The organism is Pseudomonas sp. B21128 (genome assembly GCF_044218865.1).
In the GTDB taxonomy this organism is placed as follows: domain Bacteria; phylum Pseudomonadota; class Gammaproteobacteria; order Pseudomonadales; family Pseudomonadaceae; genus Aquipseudomonas; species Aquipseudomonas iridis.
In genome coordinates this window covers 3,067,714-3,086,654 of the sequence record NZ_CP162590.1, presented here as the reverse complement: position 1 = coordinate 3,086,654, position 18,941 = coordinate 3,067,714, and the positions used below count along the sequence as shown (strand labels likewise).

Annotated in this window: 12 protein-coding genes; 5 read left to right on the top strand and 7 right to left on the bottom strand. The window is 58.6% G+C overall.

The window, feature by feature from the left end; translation table 11 throughout:
- Window positions 1–32: 32 nt before the first annotated feature.
- The 3 genes from AB4P91_RS13765 to AB4P91_RS13755 all read right to left on the bottom strand — a co-directional run bounded on the left by AB4P91_RS13765 (window position 33) and on the right by AB4P91_RS13755 (window position 1,980).
- Complete coding sequence (locus AB4P91_RS13765) at window positions 33–974, bottom strand: rhodanese-related sulfurtransferase (RefSeq protein WP_150593086.1); 942 nt, start codon at window positions 972–974, stop codon at window positions 33–35.
- A gap of 181 nt (window positions 975–1,155) precedes the next feature.
- On the bottom strand, window positions 1,156–1,452 hold the full coding sequence (locus AB4P91_RS13760; RefSeq protein ID WP_150593085.1) for a BolA family transcriptional regulator: 297 nt from the start codon (window positions 1,450–1,452) through the stop codon (window positions 1,156–1,158).
- Between the two features lie 12 nt (window positions 1,453–1,464).
- The gene (locus AB4P91_RS13755; protein WP_042560377.1) at window positions 1,465–1,980 is read right to left on the bottom strand and encodes a DUF2059 domain-containing protein; all 516 of its coding nucleotides are present in this window, start codon (window positions 1,978–1,980) and stop codon (window positions 1,465–1,467) included.
- Window positions 1,981–2,174: 194 nt separating this feature from the next.
- Between AB4P91_RS13755 and AB4P91_RS13750 the strand changes: the two genes are divergently transcribed.
- Complete coding sequence (locus AB4P91_RS13750; protein WP_150593084.1) at window positions 2,175–3,569, top strand: class II fumarate hydratase; 1,395 nt, start codon at window positions 2,175–2,177, stop codon at window positions 3,567–3,569.
- Between the two features lie 88 nt (window positions 3,570–3,657).
- On the opposite strand, the gene AB4P91_RS13745 is transcribed toward AB4P91_RS13750, so the two are convergent.
- Entirely contained in the window at window positions 3,658–4,611 is a 954-nt protein-coding gene (locus tag AB4P91_RS13745; RefSeq protein WP_395603001.1) for a DMT family transporter, read from the bottom strand.
- Window positions 4,612–4,823: 212 nt separating this feature from the next.
- Here AB4P91_RS13745 and AB4P91_RS13740 point away from each other — a divergent pair, with 212 nt between their 5' ends.
- On the top strand, window positions 4,824–5,018 hold the full coding sequence (locus AB4P91_RS13740) for a DUF6316 family protein (RefSeq protein ID WP_042560379.1): 195 nt from the start codon (window positions 4,824–4,826) through the stop codon (window positions 5,016–5,018).
- Between the two features lie 111 nt (window positions 5,019–5,129).
- On the opposite strand, the gene AB4P91_RS13735 is transcribed toward AB4P91_RS13740, so the two are convergent.
- Complete coding sequence (locus tag AB4P91_RS13735; RefSeq protein ID WP_150596245.1) at window positions 5,130–6,314, bottom strand: thiolase family protein; 1,185 nt, start codon at window positions 6,312–6,314, stop codon at window positions 5,130–5,132.
- Window positions 6,315–6,417: 103 nt separating this feature from the next.
- Window positions 6,418–7,932, bottom strand: coding sequence for a polyphosphate:AMP phosphotransferase (pap, locus tag AB4P91_RS13730; protein WP_395603000.1), 1,515 nt, complete (start codon window positions 7,930–7,932; stop codon window positions 6,418–6,420).
- A gap of 196 nt (window positions 7,933–8,128) precedes the next feature.
- Here pap and mnmC point away from each other — a divergent pair, with 196 nt between their 5' ends.
- Window positions 8,129–10,108, top strand: a complete 1,980-nt coding sequence (gene mnmC, locus AB4P91_RS13725) for a bifunctional tRNA (5-methylaminomethyl-2-thiouridine)(34)-methyltransferase MnmD/FAD-dependent 5-carboxymethylaminomethyl-2-thiouridine(34) oxidoreductase MnmC (protein WP_395602999.1) — start codon at window positions 8,129–8,131, stop codon at window positions 10,106–10,108.
- Window positions 10,109–10,111: 3 nt separating this feature from the next.
- Here mnmC and AB4P91_RS13720 read toward each other — a convergent pair whose 3' ends face one another.
- Window positions 10,112–14,944: an NEL-type E3 ubiquitin ligase domain-containing protein gene (locus AB4P91_RS13720; protein ID WP_395602998.1), complete on the bottom strand. Its 4,833-nt coding sequence runs from the start codon at window positions 14,942–14,944 to the stop codon at window positions 10,112–10,114.
- A 251-nt stretch (window positions 14,945–15,195) separates the two neighbouring features.
- On the opposite strand from AB4P91_RS13720, the gene AB4P91_RS13715 reads away from it, so the two are divergent.
- Window positions 15,196–16,959 carry a dermonecrotic toxin domain-containing protein gene (locus AB4P91_RS13715; protein ID WP_395602997.1) on the top strand — a complete coding sequence of 588 codons (1,764 nt, stop codon included), beginning with the start codon at window positions 15,196–15,198 and terminating at the stop codon, window positions 16,957–16,959.
- 206 nt (window positions 16,960–17,165) lie between these two features.
- Window positions 17,166–18,938, top strand: a complete 1,773-nt coding sequence (locus AB4P91_RS13710) for an N-acetylglutaminylglutamine amidotransferase (RefSeq protein WP_042560385.1) — start codon at window positions 17,166–17,168, stop codon at window positions 18,936–18,938.
- The last annotated feature ends 3 nt before the right edge of the window (window positions 18,939–18,941 follow it).

The following is an 18,941-nucleotide window of genomic DNA, read 5'->3' as shown; positions in this document are numbered from 1 at the left end:
ATCCATCACATAGAGCAGGCGCGCAGACATGGTTAAGCCTCGGTGGATGCTTGCTTGTAGTTAAAGCCGATCGGGTGCGGCTGGTTGCGGGCCTTGGCCAGTTCGATCTGCTTCTGCCGGTCGATGGCGCTGCGGCGAGTCTTCTCGCTCAGCGTGTTCCAGCAATGCGGGCAACTGACGCCAGCAACGTAGTGCTCGGAGGTGCGATCTTCAACGCTGATCGGTGTGCGGCAAGCATGACATTGATCGTAGTCGCCTTCGCTGAGGTCGTGGCGCACCGTCACCCGGTTGTCGAACACAAAGCAGTCGCCCTGCCACTTGGTTTCTTCCTGCGGCACCTCTTCGAGGTACTTCAGAATGCCGCCCTTGAGGTGGTAAACCTCTTCAAAACCTTCGCCCAACATGTAGCTCGATGCCTTTTCGCAGCGGATGCCACCGGTGCAGAACATTGCGACCTTCTTGTGCACGGCCGGGTCGAAGTGCGCTTTGATGTAGTCGGGGAATTCGCGAAAACTGGTGGTTTTCGGATCGATGGCGCCTTCAAAGGTGCCGATCGACACTTCGTAATCGTTGCGCGTGTCGATCAACAGCACTTCAGGGTCGCTGATCAACGCGTTCCAGTCTTGCGGATCAACGTAGGTGCCGACCTTTTTGTTCGGGTCGACGCCGTCAACACCGAGGGTGACGATCTCTTTCTTCAGTTTGACCTTGGTGCGGTAGAACGGCTGCTCGTCGCAGTACGACTCTTTGTGGTCGATGTCGATCATGCGCGGGTCGTTCTTCAGCCAGGCGAGCAGGCCATCAATGCCTTCGCGAGTGCCGGAAACAGTGCCGTTGATGCCTTCTTCGGCAATCAGCAAGGTGCCTTTGATGCCGTTGTCGACCATCGCTTGCAGCAGTGGCTCGCGCAGGTTGACGTAATCTTCGAGGGTGACGAACTTATACAGTGCCGCCACGACAATCGGTTGTGTCATGGGTATTTCTCCAGGTGGCTACCCTCGTAAAGGGTGAACCGGATGCGAAAAAAAACGCGCCGGGTGAGCGGCGCGTTGCGGATTCTAGCAAAAAAGCAGCTTCGAGCGGCGAGCATCAAGCGACAAGCCAATAGCGCTGTGCTTTAACTTGCGGCGTGAAGCTCAAAGCTTGCAGCTGCTGTTAATGCCCTCCTCCGGCACAGGTGGGCGACGCCGGGGCGGCGCCAGTCTCTGCCCATTCCTGCGGGGTGTAGGTGTGCAGCGCCAACGCATGGAACTCGCCCATCAGCTCGCCGAGCGTGCCGTAGACTTTCTGATGGCGCTTGACCCGGTTCAGCCCTTCGAACTGCGCGCTGACGACCACGGCCTTGTAGTGAGTCTGTAACCCACGACTGTGCATATGGCTTTCATCCAGCACCTGCAGATGCTCAGGCTGAAGCAGCGCCAGCGTCGATTCAATGCGTTGTTGCATGGTCATCACGAACTCCGCTTACTTCTTCTTGGCCGCAGGAGCTGCAGGAGCCAGCTCTTTGGTCATGTCTTCCAGCAGCTTGTTGACTACCGGCACGGCGCTTTCCAGCTTGGCCTGCGTCATCTGAGCCGATTGCTGAGTCAGCTGCGGCATTTTTTCCAGGACTTTCTTGCCCAGTGGCGACTTGTAGAACGCGACGAGGTCCTTGAGTTCGGACTCGCTGAAGTTGGTGGTGTAGAGCTTGACCATGTCCGGCTTGAGCTTGTTCCAGCCGATGGCCTGGTCCAGCGCAGCGTTAGCCTTGGCCTGATAGGTTTCCAGCACGGCTTTCTTGGCTTCCGGGGCTTTGGTCTGCTCAAAACGCTGGGCAAACATTTGCTGTACTTGCATGTACACCGGGGTGCCCAGTTTGTCAGCGTGCGCCAGAGTCAGGAAAGCTTCGGCACTGGCGTTGTGGCTGGCGGTATCGGCGAGGGCCTGGCCGCTGGCGCAAACCAGGGCTACTGCGGTACAGATGGCACGAAGACGAGTCATCGAGTTTCCTTTTCAGCTAGGCGAGGTAAAACCCCAAGGGCGCCCATTCTGCGCCTAACATTCATCGCGGCTCAACCCCCAAAGCCTTGCAGCGCTTGATTGGCGGGGTTTTACCGGTCAACAATCGATTCGAGGGAACCACCAGGGCCGACACCGGCCTAAACTGCGCAAACAGACCAACAGGAGTGTGCACGATGAGCCGTATCGAAACCGACAGCCTGGGCCAGATCGAGGTCCCGGACGACGCATACTGGGGTGCTCAGACGCAACGCTCGCTGATCAACTTCGCCATTGGCCAGGAACGCATGCCGCTACCGGTACTGCACGCCCTGGCCCTGATCAAGAAAGCCGCCGCGCGGGTCAACGACCGCAACGGTGACCTGCCCGCCGACATTGCCCGCCTGATCGAGCAGGCCGCCGACGAAGTCCTCGACGGCCAGCACGACGACCAGTTCCCGCTGGTGGTCTGGCAGACCGGCAGCGGCACGCAAAGCAACATGAACGTCAACGAAGTGATCGCCGGTCGCGCCAACGAACTGGCCGGCAATCCACGCGGCGGCAAGACCCCGGTCCACCCGAACGATCACGTCAATCGCTCGCAAAGTTCCAACGACTGCTTCCCCACTGCCATGAGCATCGCCACGGTCAAAGCCGTGCAAGAGCAGTTGCTGCCATCGATTGCCGAGCTGTCAGGTGGCTTGGCTGAACTGGCCGCACGGCACATGAAACTGGTGAAAACCGGCCGCACGCACATGATGGACGCGACGCCGATCACCTTCGGTCAGGAATTGTCGGGCTTCATAGCGCAACTGGATTACGCCGAGCGAGCGATCCGCGCGGCACTGCCGGCGGTGTGTGAGCTGGCGCAGGGCGGTACCGCCGTCGGTACCGGGCTGAATTCGCCGCACGGTTTTGGCGAGGCCATTGCGGCGGAGCTCGCTGCGTTGTCCGGCCTGCCCTTCGTCACCGCGCCGAACAAATTTGCCGCGCTGGCCGGTCATGAACCGCTGACCAGTCTGTCCGGTGCACTGAAAACCCTCGCCGTGGCCCTGATGAAAATCGCCAACGACTTGCGCTTGCTTGGCTCGGGCCCCCGCGCAGGTTTCGCGGAAGTGCGCTTGCCGGCCAACGAGCCGGGCAGCTCTATCATGCCGGGCAAGGTCAATCCGACCCAGTGCGAAGCGCTGTCGATGCTCGCCTGTCAGGTGTTGGGCAACGACGTGACGATCGGCATTGCCGCGAGCCAGGGCCACTTGCAGTTGAACGTGTACAAACCGGTGATCATCCACAACCTGCTGCAATCGATCCGCTTGCTGAGCGACGGTTGCAGCAACTTCCAGCAGCACTGCATCGCAGGACTCGAGCCGGATGCGCAGGTCATGGCCCAGCATCTGGAGCGCGGCCTGATGCTGGTGACGGCGTTGAACCCGCACATCGGTTATGACAAGTCGGCAGAAATTGCCAAGAAGGCTTACAGCGAAGGTCTGACCTTGCGCGAAGCGGCGCTGGAGTTGGGCTATCTGACGGATGAAGAGTTTGATGCCTGGGTACGGCCGCAGAACATGATCGAGGCTGGCGCCAAAGGCTAGAAGCAAAAAGATCGCAGCCTTCGGCAGTGTCTACAGGGGAACACATCTCCAACTGTAGGCGCTGCCGCAGGCTGCGATCTTTTGCCCTTCAAGCCATCCGCAGCCGCCTCGCCTTGAGCCCGGCAATCAACGAAGGCCCCAACGCCACCAGCGCCGAACCCAGCACCACCAGCACTGCCCCGCCATACCCCAGCGCATTGATCTGCTCGGCATGCACGTATTCCGGCCAGATCCCGGCCGCAATCGCCACCGCCACCAACGTCACCAACGGCGTGATCGCCAGCGTCGCACTGACCCGCGAAGCCTCCCAGTGCGCCAATGCTTCGGCAAACGCGCCGTAGGCAATCAACGTGTTCATGCAGCACGCCAGCAGCAGCCAGCCCTGCACCGGGCTCAACTCAAGCGCTTGGAGCGGATGCACCCACGGTGTCAGCAACAACGCGCAAAACAGGTAAATCACCATCATCACCTGCAACGAATTCCACACCGACAGCAATTGCTTCTGGCCCAAGGCGTAGAACGTCCACACGGTCGATGCCAACAGCACCAGCAATACGCCCGCGGTGTAATCCGACAATGAGGTCAGCAACTCCGCCAACCGCTGATTGAAAAACAGCACAAAACCGATCAGCAACACCGCCAGGCCAATGCCCTGCCCGATGCTGAAACGCTCCTTGAACACAAACAGACTGGCGATCAGCAACATAATCGGGCCCATCTGCACCACCAGTTGCGCGGTGCCGGGGCTGAGCAGGTTAAGCCCCATCAGGTACAGCACGTAGTTGCCGACCAGCCCGAGCACCGCCATCAGCACCAGCCAGCCGCCCTTGGGCCCGAGCACCTTGCGGCTCGGCAGGCGCTTGACCGCGGCCAGGTAAATGAACAGGCAGCCGCCGGACACCAGCAGACGAAACCAGGTCACCGTGACCGGGTCCATCACCAGCAACACTTGTTTGAGTTTGATGGGCAGGATGCCCCATAGAAACGCGGTCAGCAGCGCCAGGAACAAACCGTAGACCCAGCGCCCAGATGAAATGTGCATGCGAACCCCAAAAGCCTGCTGACTGTAGCGCTCATTCTAGGCTGCGCGCCTGATGCTACACAGGGACAGTTAGAGCCGGGCCGCAAATGAAACTGTACAGGTCGCAGCGTTAAGTTGACGCAGCGCCGTTGATCGGCCGGTCAGGCGGGCCAAGTGGTTCAGGCATAAGCTCATTCGATCCAGCCCAAGTTGCATTGACAGGGAGACCCATCATGTTAGGCATGCGCGCCCAAGACCCCGCCCCCGCCACGCACTTTCGCAGTGACCGAGTGTGTCGGGTCAATGGCGAACTGTTTTTCAGCACTCGGGAAAATACCCTTGAGGGGCCGTTTGACAGCCATGAGAAGGCTGAGCAGGAGATAAAGGCCTACATCGCGCGGATGCAACTTCAGGATTCCAATCGCTAATCCTTGGTGAACTCATTCGCGAGCAGGCTCGCTCCCACAGGGAACTGCATTCCAATGTGGGAGCGAACCTGCTCGCGAAAGCGGTAGATCATTCAACACATTTTTCCGCGTTTAACGCACCGCCTCAAACAACCCCGTCGCCCCCATCCCGCCGCCCACGCACATGGTGACGATGCCGTAACGCAAGTTACGCCGCTGCAACTCCCGCACCAGATGCCCGACCTGCCGCGACCCGGTCATGCCGAACGGGTGGCCGATGGAAATCGAGCCGCCATTGACGTTGTATTTGTCGTGATCGATCTCCAGCCGATCACGGCTGTACAGGCACTGTGAAGCAAACGCCTCGTTCAGTTCCCACAAGTCGATGTCAGCCACCTGCAAACCCTTGGCCTTGAGCAGTTTCGGCACCGAGAACACCGGGCCAATGCCCATCTCGTCCGGCTCGCAACCGGCCACGGTGAAACCGCGGAAGAACGCCTTCGGCTTGAGCCCCAGTTGCAGCGCCTTTTCCAGGCTCATCACCAGCGTCATCGACGCGCCGTCGGACAGTTGCGACGAGTTGCCAGCCGTCACCGAACCATCGTCGGCGAACACCGGTTTAAGCCCGGCAAGGCTTTCATAAGTAGTGTCCGGACGGTTGCAGTCGTCGCGCTCGACGACGCCATCGAGGATCTGCACCTCGCCCGTGTTCTTGTCCTCGACGCGATACTTCACCGCCATCGGCACGATTTCATCGTCGAACAAACCGGCCGCCTGGGCCTGAGCCGTACGCAACTGACTGTGCAGGGCGTAACGATCCTGCGCCTCACGGCTGACGCCATACCGACGTGCAACCACTTCGGCGGTCTGGCCCATCGTGTAATAGATGCCGGGGGTTTGCTGCTTGAGCACGGGGTTGATCAGGTGATCGGTGTTGACGCTTTTCATCGTCAGGCTGATCGACTCGACGCCGCCCGCGACGATGATGTCGCTGCAGCCAGAAGCGATCTGGTTGGCGGCAATCGCAATAGCCTGCAAGCCCGAGGAACAGAAACGATTGAGGGTCATGCCGGCGGTGCCGGTGCCCAGACGCGAGAGCACCGCGACGTTGCGACCGATGTTGTAGCCTTGCGCGCCTTCGTTGGAGCCGGCACCGACGATGCAATCCTCGACACTGGCCGGGTCGATGTCATTGCGCTCAAGCAGCGCGTTGACGCAATGAGCCGCCATGTCATCAGGGCGGGTCTGGTTGAACTTGCCGCGAAAGGATTTGGCCAGGCCGGTCCGTACGCTGTCGACGATCACCACTTCACGCATGGCATACCTCATTGTTGTTGTCGGTTGTGAGTGAACCTGAGCATAAGTCCACCCCATTACCGACCGCGACAATCATTCACCCCGCGTATGCGTGCCCATCGTTTCAATCCTTGTGCTTTTTGGCCTTCTTGTCGGATTTCTCGAAGGCTTCTTCCAAGGCAAGGTTGATCGTGCGCAACACTTTGACCCGCGCCCAGCGCTTGTCATTGGCCTCGACCAGCGTCCACGGCGAGATCTCGGTGCTGGTGCGATCAACCATGTCGCCCACTGCGGTGCGATAGGCGTCCCACTTGTCGCGGTTGCGCCAGTCGTCTTCGGTGATCTTGAAGCGCTTGAAGGGGATCTCTTCGCGCTCCTGGAAACGCTCCATTTGCGTGTCCTTGTCGATCGCCAACCAGAACTTGACCACGATCACGCCAGCATCGGCGAGCTGCTCTTCGAAGTCGTTGATCTCGCTGTAGGCGCGCAACCAGTCAGCCGGCGGGCAGAAACCTTCAATGCGCTCCACCAAAACCCGGCCGTACCACGAACGGTCGAACACGGTGAACTTGCCCCGCGCCGGCAGATGCCGCCAGAAACGCCACAGATACGGTTGCGCGCGCTCCTCTTCGGTCGGCGCGGCAATCGGCACGATGCTGTATTGGCGCGGATCGAGTGCCGCCGCCACCCGACGAATCGCTCCGCCCTTACCCGCCGCATCGTTACCTTCGAAAACCGCCACCAAGGCGTGCCGACGCATGCGCTTGTCACGCATCAGCCCGGACAGTCGTGCCTGCTCGGTGATCAATTGTTCTTCGTAGTCTTTTTTGTCCAGTCGTTGGCTCAGGTCCAGGCTGTCGAGCAGGTTCAATTGATCGACCGCAGTGCCCAGCGGCGCGGCGCTGACTTCGTGAGGATGAACGTCCGGACGCTTCAGAGCAGCTTGCAAACCTTCAAGAAGAATCTTGCCCACCGCCAGACTGCGATAGTTGGCATCCGCGCCTTCGATGACGTGCCACGGCGCATAGTCACGGCTGGTGCGGCGCAGCACGCGCTCGCCGTATTTGACGAACTTGTCGTAGGTCTGCGATTGGTGCCAGTCGAGCGGGCTGATGCGCCAGCTGTGCAGCGGATCGTCGGCGAGGGCCTTGAGCCGCGCCTTCATTTGTTTTTTGGACAGGTGAAACCAGAACTTGAAGATCAGCGCGCCTTCATCGCAAAGCATCTTTTCCAGACGCTCGGCGCCGGCGATTGCCTGATCCAGCCGCGGGTCCTTGAACAAACCATGCACCCGGCCCTGGAGCATCTGGCTGTACCAGTTGCCGAAGAAAATCCCCATCCGCCCCTTGGCCGGCAGCATCCGCCAGTAGCGCCACGCCGGTGGTCGCGCCAGCTCTTCATCCGTCTGCTGGTCGAAGGTGCGCACCTCGATCAGTCGCGGGTCCATCCACTCGTTGAGCAACTTGACCGTCTCGCCCTTGCCCGCGCCTTCGATGCCGTTGATCAACACGATGACCGGGAAACGCTTTTGCTGCTGCAATTCGAACTGGGCTTCGAGCAGTGCTTCACGCAGTGCAGGGACGGCAGCCTCGTAGGTGTCTTTGTCGATGGCATGACCGATTTCAGCGGATTCAAACATTGGACGGCTCCTTCCAGAATTCAGCAAGACTAGCGGATTGGGCACGGATACAGGGCACAAATTCCCACGCCACACAGACCTCCTGATTATGGAGGACCGCGATCTTCCGGGATTCCGTCAAAAAGCCAATTGCCATGGATCAAGCGCCCTGCGCCTGATCGGCTAGAATGGCCGCCTTGTCGTTGCCGAGCCTGCCATGAAACCTGTATCGCCCCACGCCCAACTCGACTGGGATGAAAACGGACGCCCGCGTTCACGTGTCTTCGATGACGTGTACTTTTCCGATCAGTCGGGGCTCGATGAAACCCGTTATGTGTTCCTTGAACAGAACCGTCTGGCTGAGCGTTTTGCGGCACTGCCGGCAGGTGGACGACTGGTTATCGGCGAAACCGGGTTCGGCACCGGGTTGAATTTTCTCTGCGCCTGGCAAGTGTTCGAACAGCATGCCGTGGCAGGTGCACAGCTGCAGTTTGTCAGTGTCGAAAAGTACCCCTTGAGCCCGGCGGATCTGCACCGTGCGCTGGCCCTGTGGCCGGAACTCAAGCCGCTGGCCGATCAGCTGTTGAAGCATTATGTGGCCATTCATCAGGGCTTCCAGCGCATCACACTGGCCGATGGTCGCGTCACACTGACACTGCTGATCGGCGATGCCCTTGAGCAATTGCCGCAGCTCGATGCCCAGGTCGATGCGTGGTTCCTCGACGGCTTCGCTCCGGCAAGAAACCCCGACATGTGGACGGCCGAACTGTTTGCCGAACTGGCACGTCTGGCGGCGCCCGGCTCGACCATCAGCACCTTCACCAGCACCGGTTGGGTACGGCGCTTGCTCAATGCCGCCGGGTTCAAGATGAAGCGCACGCCGGGCATCGGCCACAAATGGGAAATCCTGCGGGGTGAGTTCCTCGGCTGGCCCGAAGGCGTTGCGCCGCCCGCCGCCGAGAAACCCTGGTTCGCGCGCCCGAGGCCATTGACCGGTGAGCGGCGAGCGCTGGTGATCGGCGCCGGTCTGGCCGGCTGCGCCACGGCGGCCAGCCTCGCGTCACGCGGCTGGCAAGTGAGTGTGCTGGAGCGCCATGCTGGCGTTGCACAAGAAGCCTCGGGCAATCCCCAGGGCGTGCTGTATTTGAAACTGTCTGCCCATGGCACCGCGCTGTCGCAACTGATCGTCAGCGGTTTCGGCTACACCCGACGCTTGCTTGAAACCCTGCAACGCGGCACCGACTGGGACGATTGCGGCGTGCTGCAACTGGCGTTCAACGCCAAGGAAGCCGAACGCCACGCGCAATTGGCCGCCGCGTTCCCCGAAGATCTGCTGCAGTGGCTCGAACAGCCCGAGGCGCAAACCCGCGCCGGTGTCGGTCTGGCCCATGGCGGGTTGTACTATCCCGACGGGGGTTGGGTGCACCCGCCCGCGCTGTGCCAGGCACAAGCGACGCATCCGAGGATCAAATTGCTCAGCCATCAGGAGGCTGTCGAACTGCGCAGGGTCGATGACCAGTGGCAAGCCTTCGACGGCGACCATTTGCTCGCCAGCGCGCCGGTCGTGGTGCTGGCCGGCGCTGCCGAGATCAAGCGTTTCGCCCAAAGTGCCGAGCTACCGCTCAAGCGCATTCGCGGTCAGATCACTCGCCTCGCGCAAACAGTGCAAAGCCAGGCGTTGTCCACCGTGGTGTGCGCCGAAGGCTACGTTGCGCCCGCGCGACTGGGCGAACATACCCTCGGTGCCAGCTTCGATTTCAATAGCGATGACCTGACCCCGACCACTGCCGAACACCTGGGCAATCTGGCGATGCTTGAAGAGATCTCCAGCGACCTGGTTGCCCGTCTGGCCATCAACGAACTCAATGCTGAAGACCTTGAGGGGCGCGCAGCCTTTCGTTGCACCAGTCCGGATTATTTGCCGATTGTCGGCCCGCTCGCCGACCGTGAAGACTTCACTCAGGCGTATGCCGCGCTGAGCAAGGATGCCCGACAAGTGCCGGACATCACCTGCCCTTGGCTCGACGGTCTGTACGTCAACAGCGGCCACGGCTCGCGCGGACTGATCACCGCGCCGCTGTCGGGTGAGTTGCTCGCCGCGTGGCTGGACAATGAGCCGTTGCCGGTACCACGCAGCGTGGCCGAGGCCTGTCATCCCAATCGTTTTGCATTACGCCAACTGATTCGCGGCAAATGACCGTTACACCTCGGGCATCGCACAGATGCCCAGATCCACCAGGCGTATCGCGTCGTTGGTCAGGCGCTTGAGCACCGCCTCTTCGGCCTGCTCGCGCTTGAGCTTGATCGCGTCCATCTGGATCAGGTAGTCGGCGGAGGACAGCTTGCTCTCGTTTTCGAACAGCTTTTCCATGGCGGGCATGAAAACCTCATCGAGGCTGGCGAATTGTCGGGGAATTGTTCGCTTGAGGTACTCGCACCAGAACGGCTGGCGCACCATGAAAGTCAGCCATTCGGAAGACAGTTCAGCGGTAATCACCCTGTCCTTCGCCACTGTCAGATCCGCTTCAGTGACCTGGCCCAATCCGCTGAACAGCATGTGTTCCGGCTGACCCGGGAGCGCCAGTTCTTCGGCAAGCCCGATACGATATGCCAGGGTTACCTCCAGCGGATCGGCAGCCGTGTGGATGAGCGCATGTTCACGGGCAATCTGATCCAGTTTGTCCAGCCGAAACAGGCCCCGGCCTAGGGCAAGCAAAGGTTTTACGCTATTCCCACCCTTCGCCAGCCGCCGTGCGCGGCTCACCTCCACGGCAACTTCGAGATTGCTGAAGTTCACCGCAGCACTGTCAGTGCAGTTGATCGGATTGGCGGCCAGGCTCAGGACCTGATCACCGAGCGTCTCATCGGATTCAGCGGCCTCCAGCACCTCCCAAACCCGACGCCGCATATCTTCATTGACCCGTCGCGAGTCGGCGGTACTGCCCAGTTCCGCCATTAAATGAAACAAGCCCTGGGCCCGCGGGTCATCATTGAATGCAGCCCAGATCCGGTCACGTCGCGCCCAATCTTCACCCGCGCCATCGGTGAACCACAATGCTCGCGCCTGCTGCTCGTCCAGACGCACTAGATCGTTCTCCAGAAAGCCCATACCGATGCCTACATTATTTCGGTAATCCTGCAAATGCGTGCGGCTGCTCAACGACAAGGGGTTACCTCGAAGATCGAGTGCCCTGCTGAAACGTTGCGATGTGCTGAACAACCAATTGGGCAGAACCTTGATTGCGTTATCACGCAGATCCACCCACTCCAGCGAAGGCAGGCGCGCCAGGCCAAGGGGCAATTCGGTCGCGCCAGTGTCGCGCAGGGTCAGGCAACGCAGGTCGAACATGTTGCTCACGTTCGGCGTCGCCCCCAGCGGGTTGCCATTGAGGTTAAGGCTTTGCAGATCACGCAGGTAGCTCAACTTCGCCAAGGTGTACTCAGTCAACTTGATCTGGTTGTCGGCCAGGCTCAAGCGCCGGAGATCGGGCATGTGCGAAAGCACTTCAGGCAAACGGGACAGATTGTTACTGTCCAGCTCCAGCGACTCGACATGCTTGAAGGACTTGAGGAACGAAGCAATGTTGTCGCCCTGATCCATGTTTTGCAGCGACAGCTTCTTTATATGATCGAAGTTTAAACCGGCGGGTAATTCGGGCAATCGCCCAACACGAAGCCCGTCAAGACCCAGCACATAACGCGATATCCCACTTTCATCGGTCGCCTGGGAGACCCGCCGAAAACTGTCTTCGATCAATTCAGCGGTGTACCAACGGCTGCGCTGCACTTCAAGCCGCTCGCCGCCCAGCGTCTTGATGTCCGCTTGATCATTGCTCCAGACCTCCAGCACATCGCGCAGTTGCTCCAGGCCACGACGCAGCGCCCGCACTCGAGTGGCCCGGGTCATCAGGTCGTCGCCCAGTTGCTCGAGAAATGCAGTGGCCTGCGCCTCAGAGAATCGCGGGTAGAGCTTTGTGACCTTGCGCAGCAACGCACGCGGATGCGCCGTCGTCGCGGGCGCAAAATCGCCCTGAAGGCAGGCAGGTTCACTGAGCCGCGGCGCAAGCTCGCCGTCGGTCAATATCTGCGCGCAGGTCTCACGTTCATCGAGCCCGACATCGAGTAATTTTGCGCGCAGCCGCGCGCTGTCGGCGGCGACAGGGTCAGGAAAACCGGCGGCGATGCGCTGGCGCGGGGGCAGTGCCTTGAGGATAGCGGCATAGAGGCTGTCGGGGCCTGTCGCCACACGGCCGAGGGATTCACCGTCGCCGGCGAACGCTTCATAGCCCGCGCTGGATTTGACCAGCGTGCACGTATTCAAGAGGGAGGCCGACTCATCGCCGATCGCTTCCAGAACCGGCCCGGTCAATGTCCTGTCACGCACCGTCAGACGCAGCCCGGCATCCCAGCCACTCAATCGAGGCAACAACTGGATGGCCAGTTTTTCACTGTCGGGACTGGCGACCTGCGGCACATGGAACCCGCTCAGCGCGCGATCTACCCGCACCGCGGCCATGCCACTGCGGACTTTTCTTCCCAAGCGCAGAGACACCCGCCCGGTCGTTCGCAAATGTACACGGTCGACACTCGACGCCTGATCAATCAGACGTTGGGCATAACGCGCCGGGATCTCTGCAAATATGCTGCGCAACTTCCTCACTTCGTCAGCGTCACTCTGGTCGTAGCGTTGATACATGCGGTCGAAAACCCCACGACGATCAGCCTTGAAACTCGCCCCCAGCGTCTGCGCCAATGCCTCTCGCTGGCGTCCGACGCTGACCTTGGCCCCGAGCAGGGTTTCAACCCCTTTGGGGGGCAGCCCCTTGATCACAGTCTCAAGCAACCGCCCTTCCTGCAGCTGTGCCTGGCTGACCACCACACGCAGCGCAGCATCATGGGAAGCGTTGGACGGATAGGTTGCGCTGACAACACCTTCGGCATCGGTGACTTCGATGTAACGATCTGTGGGCCAGCTGCGCAGTGTCGGCAAGTCGTGCAGTTGTTCTGGCAAGGGCTGGCCGGAGTGAGTGTCACCGTTCTCCAGTTCGCGGATCAGTTGATCCAGTTGCCGCTCGATCCGAAGGCGTTCCACGGTGTCGCGCAGCCGGGGGGACAACGCCAGATTATCGATATAGGCGCGGTTTAACTCGTCATGGGTGCAGCCGCCGAGTCGCCGCATTACGTCCAGCTCCTTATCGACGAATTCACTCAGCCGTGGATCGATGCGTTTGAGGGTGTAAGGCGCGCTGTTCCATTGTTCGGGATCTTCAGCCGGGAGTCGCCAGCCTCCCTCAAGGTGTTGCTCCAGCACCGGGGAATAGGCCTGGGCGCGTGCAGGGTGTTCGAGTTGCCAGCGCTTCGTGGCCGGGTCGAAAACACCGGACAGGATCTGGTTATCGACACGACCAACGCTTTTGTCCCGAATCTGGTACAGCTCCACGGCGTCCTCCGCCACTGTGAACCCCGCGGGCAATTGATGCTCGTAAGCCTGAAGCGCAGGTTTCCACAATCGCGGCTTACCCTTCGGATCGAGAATGGCGGTGAACTGGCCGAAAAACTCCGGATGGGTCCGCCGTAATTTACGTCCCAACGTCCCCAACAACTTCTGCCCCCCGACAAAGACGCCCATCAGCGCAATGTTTTCCGCGACGCTGAGCAAGTGCGCCAGCGCTGCCTGGTGATCGCCCCGCTGCCAGTCTTCGACGCCCTCGTACACCTGCGCCAGCAGTTGCCCGACCGCAACGCCCATCATCAACTGCCCGACAACGGGAACGAACAAACCCGCAACCGTCGCCACCGTCACACCCAGTTCGAGATAATCGAGCAGGCGTTTTTTGCGCACGTCTTCATCAATATCAGCCGTCGGCACGGCGAGTTTGCGCGCATCGACCTGCAACTTGCCTACGTGGCTTTGCACCATGAATTCAAACAACGGCACGCTGATCGTCAACTGCCTGATGTGCCCCAGATCGGCGGTCTTGGCGAACGTCTTGAAGAAGTCCGCCTTGTCATCTTCGTCAAGGCTGTTGGCCAGGTATTGCTGGTAACTTTTCGCCCTCATTTTTTGCGTGAGGTATTGCTTGAACGCGGTAAAACTCGCGTACTCATACAACGGGCGTTCGGGCTCGTTTGCCATGTACACCAGGCACCATTCGTGCGGATACAACTCGAACGAGCGCTCGGAAAACACCACGACGCCCCAGATGCAACTGTCGAGTATCTCGATGCCTTGCATGATCAGTGGACGGTTCTTGTAATGCAGGGTTTTCGTAGCTATCACACCGTCAGCGGTAATCAGCCTTTGTACCGTTTGCAGGCCTGCCGATGTGAGGTGCTGCTTGAGCCCGGCCAGATGCGTGTCCATTTGCAACAGGTGTTTTTTCATCGTAGCGATGTCGCGGGTCATCGGGCTGGTTGCCACCACCTTGCCTGCTCTGTCGACGAGGCCGAACACGTTTTGAAAATGCTCCTGGTAACGTTTACCCAGATCCAGCTCACGGCAAAATTTTGCAAATGCCGCCGGCGTCAACCCGGCCATCCCCGAGGGTGAACTCACTAAACGCACCTGGCTGCCGGGGGGATAATCGTCAGCCTCTTCGTCTTTGGTGAAGTTCTGCATCGCAGCTTGCAGCAGGGTTTGTGTGATATGCGGGTAGGTTTCGATACCCGCCTCGTCGGTCGAGGTTGGCGAGCAACCGCATTCGAAACCCGGCAGGCTGAACAGATCTTTTTCAACATCAAAAACCGCCGGCCACCTGCTGCTCAGTGCGTTGGTCAATTCGCTGATACAGAAATCATGCAAGGGTTTGAGCTGGCGCAAATCCTCTTCGACTCTGAGCTGAACGGTGTAAAGGTCGCGGGCGGTTTGATCGAGAGCGATCAAGGTAGAGGCCGAGCCTTTGAGCAAACTGTCAGGCAGGCTTTTTTGCAATGCTTCGGCGCTGTCCAGATCGCCGGTGGCTTCGAGCAAGACATTTATAATGTTGCTCGGACCAGGCGGCTGCGGACCGGAGCTTTCCGTTTCGGTTTTCATGGCAATAATCCTTTATTGCAGGTTGGAGCCAATGAACCTATCGATTTGAAACCAAATTGCAACCTGACAATAACGATATATTGCAGATACATCATACGCAGCACAGGCCGACAACAATTGTGCACTACATATCTATATTAAACTTACAAAGTCTTGCACAAACCCGCCCTAAAACCATTCAATATTGCAGTTATATTTATCCATGAAACATCCGTAGGCTAGCTTCACATCCAATAGTTGAGCTTTCTTACATGACATCACTCACAGATAACGATCACGCCCCTGTAGCCGTCAACAACCGTTTCGAAAAAATCACCGATCGGGACAAAACAATGCCTGTGGAAAAATTCCTTTCCACAAAGCTGAGCAACTTTGAGCCTTCGCACAAAAGCAAGATTGATGAATATCGTGCGACACTGGAAGAAGCGTTTGTTCTTCAGAACGCTGTCGACCAATCACTTTCAACACTCGAGACACCCAGCATCTTCTGCAAGCGAAAGCTCAATATGATGATGCGAACCAAATACCCTTCTTGGGTCACGGCCAAACACAAAATCAAGCTCAAGCCCAAAACTTCCAGCGATGAGGCGGATTACAGTATTACCCTGCTGCAGGCTGCCATGTTGAACTTCACGGACACCGAAGCCGCTGCCGATTATTACTCGAGCGACAGCGAAATTGTGTTCAGTCCTGGCGACTTGTCTGATGACGATATTCCCAAGGAGAAAATCACCGCCGAGGAATTCTCTGCCCTGAGCCGCAGCCTTGATCTAGGCAACGAATACCAGAAAATGATTGAGGAAAAGTTTAATACTGCGCAAGCCCGAGCGGATGCCGTGCAACTGGCCATGCTCAACCTGAAACTGGCGGCATACACCAAATTCTTCAGCAAGGATATCGATGAAGAAAGCTGGTCGACGCTAAAGAACCTGACCGATAAAAAAGTCGACATTGCCAATGGTAGCGTCCCAGAACAAGAACGCATCCTGTTTTACAGCGTTCAACTTTTGGGCAAGTACGACACCAACACGGTCATGCTGATAGTGAGCAAAAACGATCCGACCAAAAACCAGTACATATTATATGTACCCAATGACAGGGGACCGGGCTTTTATGTGTACAACACTCCGGAGGATTTTCGTCGAAAGTTCGAATACCTGCTGCAACACGACACTCCCCTGCCAAAATTTTTAGCATCCCAGATGAACCTTGTCGACCAAGCGGCCTGCCTGGCTGAACTAAAGGAATTACAGAAAGCAAAGAATACCGGCACCGTTGACAGAAAAGAACGGAGCGTATCGACCATCGATTTGTCCGGCAGGGAATATGTAACGTTGACAAATTTGAAGGCCGAAAACCTGTTCGCCCATATTTCCACCCTGAACCTGAATACATTTATTACCGATACGAAACGAATTGCCGTGCCCGTCAATGAAGTCAATCTGCCAACCCATGCCAATCGTCGTGCACATAGTCATTTGCACCCACGCCCGCCGGTGTCCGAACAACTCACTTATTCCTTCCGCACGCGCTTGCGCTCTTCCCCTGTGGAAGCTCTGCTAAGCGAATTGTTTACCGGGGTAGAAGACTGGACAGTTAAAGAAAAAAAGGCGGGACTGCTGCAATTGCTGGATCTCAAGGAGCTGCGAAACCAGCAGCCCCCTTCCTCGACGGCTGAAGACGAAGAAAACGCCGATGCTCTAACCCGCTTACCGGATTACTTCAACGCGTTCGAGCTGGTAGGCGACCGTGAAAATGAATGCTTTTTGCTATGGAAACGCGATCTGGCCGGTTACCGACAACGAGACGTTGTGGCAAGCCGACTGAAGAATTCAGGGCAACCTTATGAAGGCGGTGCGCAGATCCTGCTCTTCAACAGCAGGTACTTTATCTGGATCAAGGACAGTGCCTATGAAGTGAAGCCGAGTCTCCTGGATTGGCGAGTCATCCACCCATTCAATAAAAGCGCTTATCGCCCGAGCGTCATGTACCGAGGTTGGGAGTTGGCTAAGTGAGCGTCCACCACACAAACACAAACCATGACCTGACCAGAACGGCACACGCGCCAGGCCCGAACGGTGACTGCCGTTTGTCTCAACGGGATGCTTATAACTTATCGTTCTAAAACTCCACTTACCGGGGCGGGTCAGTTTCTGAGTACCCGCCCTTTGGCGAGGTAGCGTTTGACCCCCTCCCCAACGGAAAAACCGGTAAGGATTTTATGTGTGGATTAGCTGGCGAGTTACGTTTTGATCATCAACCTGCAGACCTTGCAGCCATTGAGAGAATCACCCATCACCTGGCCCCTCGCGGCCCTGACGCGTGGGGTTTCCATGCCCAAGGGCCGATTGCCCTGGGCCATCGTCGCCTGAAAATCATGGACCTGTCGGACGGCTCGGCGCAGCCGATGATCGACAGTCAACTGGGTTTGTCCCTGGCCTTCAACGGCGCGATCTACAACTTTCCGGAACTGCGTGCCGAACTTGAAGCGCTGGGTTATGCCTTCTATTCCGGTGGCGACACTGAAGTGTTGCTCAAGGGATATCACGCTTGGGGCGAAGCACTGCTGCCGAAACTCAACGGCATGTTTGCGTTCGCCATTTGGGAGCGCGATGCGCAGCGTCTGTTCATCGCCCGTGACCGTCTCGGCGTGAAGCCGCTGTACCTGTCGCGCACCGGCCAGCGCTTGCGTTTCGCCTCTGCACTGCCGGCGCTGCTTAAGGGTGGCGATATCAACCCGATCCTCGATCCGGTGGCGCTTAATCATTACCTGAACTTCCACGCCGTTGTACCGGCGCCGCGCACGTTGTTGGCTGGCATTGAAAAACTGCCGCCAGCGACCTGGATGCGCGTTGAAGCCGATGGCACCACCGAGCAGAAAACCTGGTGGACCCTGCCTTATGGTCCACACGAGGATGAGAAAAACCTCAACCTCGAAGACTGGGTCGACCGCGTGCTCGACAGCACCCGCGAAGCCGTGGCAATTCGTCAACGTGCGGCGGTGGATGTCGGTGTGTTGCTGTCCGGCGGCGTCGATTCGAGCATGCTCGTAGGCCTGCTGCGTGAGGTCGGCGTGGAAAACCTGTCGACCTTCTCTATCGGTTTTCAGGATGCCGGTGGCGAGCGCGGCGACGAGTTCCAGTATTCCGATCTGATCGCCAAGCACTACGGCACCCAGCATCACCAACTGCGCATCGACGAGAAAGAGATCATCGAGCAACTGCCTGCCGCGTTCCGCGCGATGAGCGAACCGATGGTCAGTCACGACTGCATCGCGTTCTATCTGCTGTCCCGCGAAGTCGCCAAGCATTGCAAGGTTGTGCAGAGCGGTCAGGGTGCCGATGAGTTGTTCGCCGGTTACCACTGGTATCCGCAGGTGGATGGCGCAGCCGATCCGTATGCGGCGTATCGCAATGCGTTCTTCGACCGTAGCTACGACGACTACGCTGCCACTGTGCAACCGAAATGGCTGACCGCCAATGACGCTGCCGGGGATTTCGTCAAAGAACATTTCGCCCAGCCCGGTGCCGACGCCGCGGTGGACAAAGCCCTGCGCCTGGACAGCACGGTGATGCTGGTCGATGACCCGGTCAAACGTGTCGACAACATGACCATGGCCTGGGGTCTGGAAGCGCGCACGCCGTTCCTCGACTATCGACTGGTTGAACTCTCGGCCCGTGTGCCAGGCAAGTTCAAGCTGCCCGATGGCGGCAAGCAAGTACTGAAGGAAGCTGCGCGACGCGTCATTCCAAGTGAAGTGATCGACCGCAAGAAAGGCTACTTCCCGGTGCCCGGCCTCAAGCATTTGCAAGGTGACACATTGAGCTGGGTGCGCGAACTGCTGCTCGATCCAAGTCAGGATCGCGGCCTGTTCAACCCGGCCATGCTCGACAAATTGCTGACTGATCCGCAAGGCCAACTGACCCCATTGCGCGGCTCGAAGCTGTGGCAACTGGCAGCCCTGAACCTGTGGCTCAGTGAACAAGGAATCTGATTG

What these genes read in the sequence shown, in the direction of transcription:
- AB4P91_RS13765 (WP_150593086.1), bottom strand. Translation starts at nt 974, where the DNA reads ATGACACAACCGATTGTCGTGGCGGCACTGTATAAGTTCGTCACCCTC.
- AB4P91_RS13760 (WP_150593085.1), bottom strand. Translation starts at nt 1,452, where the DNA reads ATGACCATGCAACAACGCATTGAATCGACGCTGGCGCTGCTTCAGCCT.
- AB4P91_RS13755 (WP_042560377.1), bottom strand. Translation starts at nt 1,980, where the DNA reads ATGACTCGTCTTCGTGCCATCTGTACCGCAGTAGCCCTGGTTTGCGCC.
- AB4P91_RS13750 (WP_150593084.1), top strand. Translation starts at nt 2,175, where the DNA reads ATGAGCCGTATCGAAACCGACAGCCTGGGCCAGATCGAGGTCCCGGAC.
- AB4P91_RS13745 (WP_395603001.1), bottom strand. Translation starts at nt 4,611, where the DNA reads ATGCACATTTCATCTGGGCGCTGGGTCTACGGTTTGTTCCTGGCGCTG.
- AB4P91_RS13740 (WP_042560379.1), top strand. Translation starts at nt 4,824, where the DNA reads ATGTTAGGCATGCGCGCCCAAGACCCCGCCCCCGCCACGCACTTTCGC.
- AB4P91_RS13735 (WP_150596245.1), bottom strand. Translation starts at nt 6,314, where the DNA reads ATGCGTGAAGTGGTGATCGTCGACAGCGTACGGACCGGCCTGGCCAAA.
- pap (WP_395603000.1), bottom strand. Translation starts at nt 7,932, where the DNA reads ATGTTTGAATCCGCTGAAATCGGTCATGCCATCGACAAAGACACCTAC.
- mnmC (WP_395602999.1), top strand. Translation starts at nt 8,129, where the DNA reads ATGAAACCTGTATCGCCCCACGCCCAACTCGACTGGGATGAAAACGGA.
- AB4P91_RS13720 (WP_395602998.1), bottom strand. Translation starts at nt 14,944, where the DNA reads ATGAAAACCGAAACGGAAAGCTCCGGTCCGCAGCCGCCTGGTCCGAGC.
- AB4P91_RS13715 (WP_395602997.1), top strand. Translation starts at nt 15,196, where the DNA reads ATGACATCACTCACAGATAACGATCACGCCCCTGTAGCCGTCAACAAC.
- AB4P91_RS13710 (WP_042560385.1), top strand. Translation starts at nt 17,166, where the DNA reads ATGTGTGGATTAGCTGGCGAGTTACGTTTTGATCATCAACCTGCAGAC.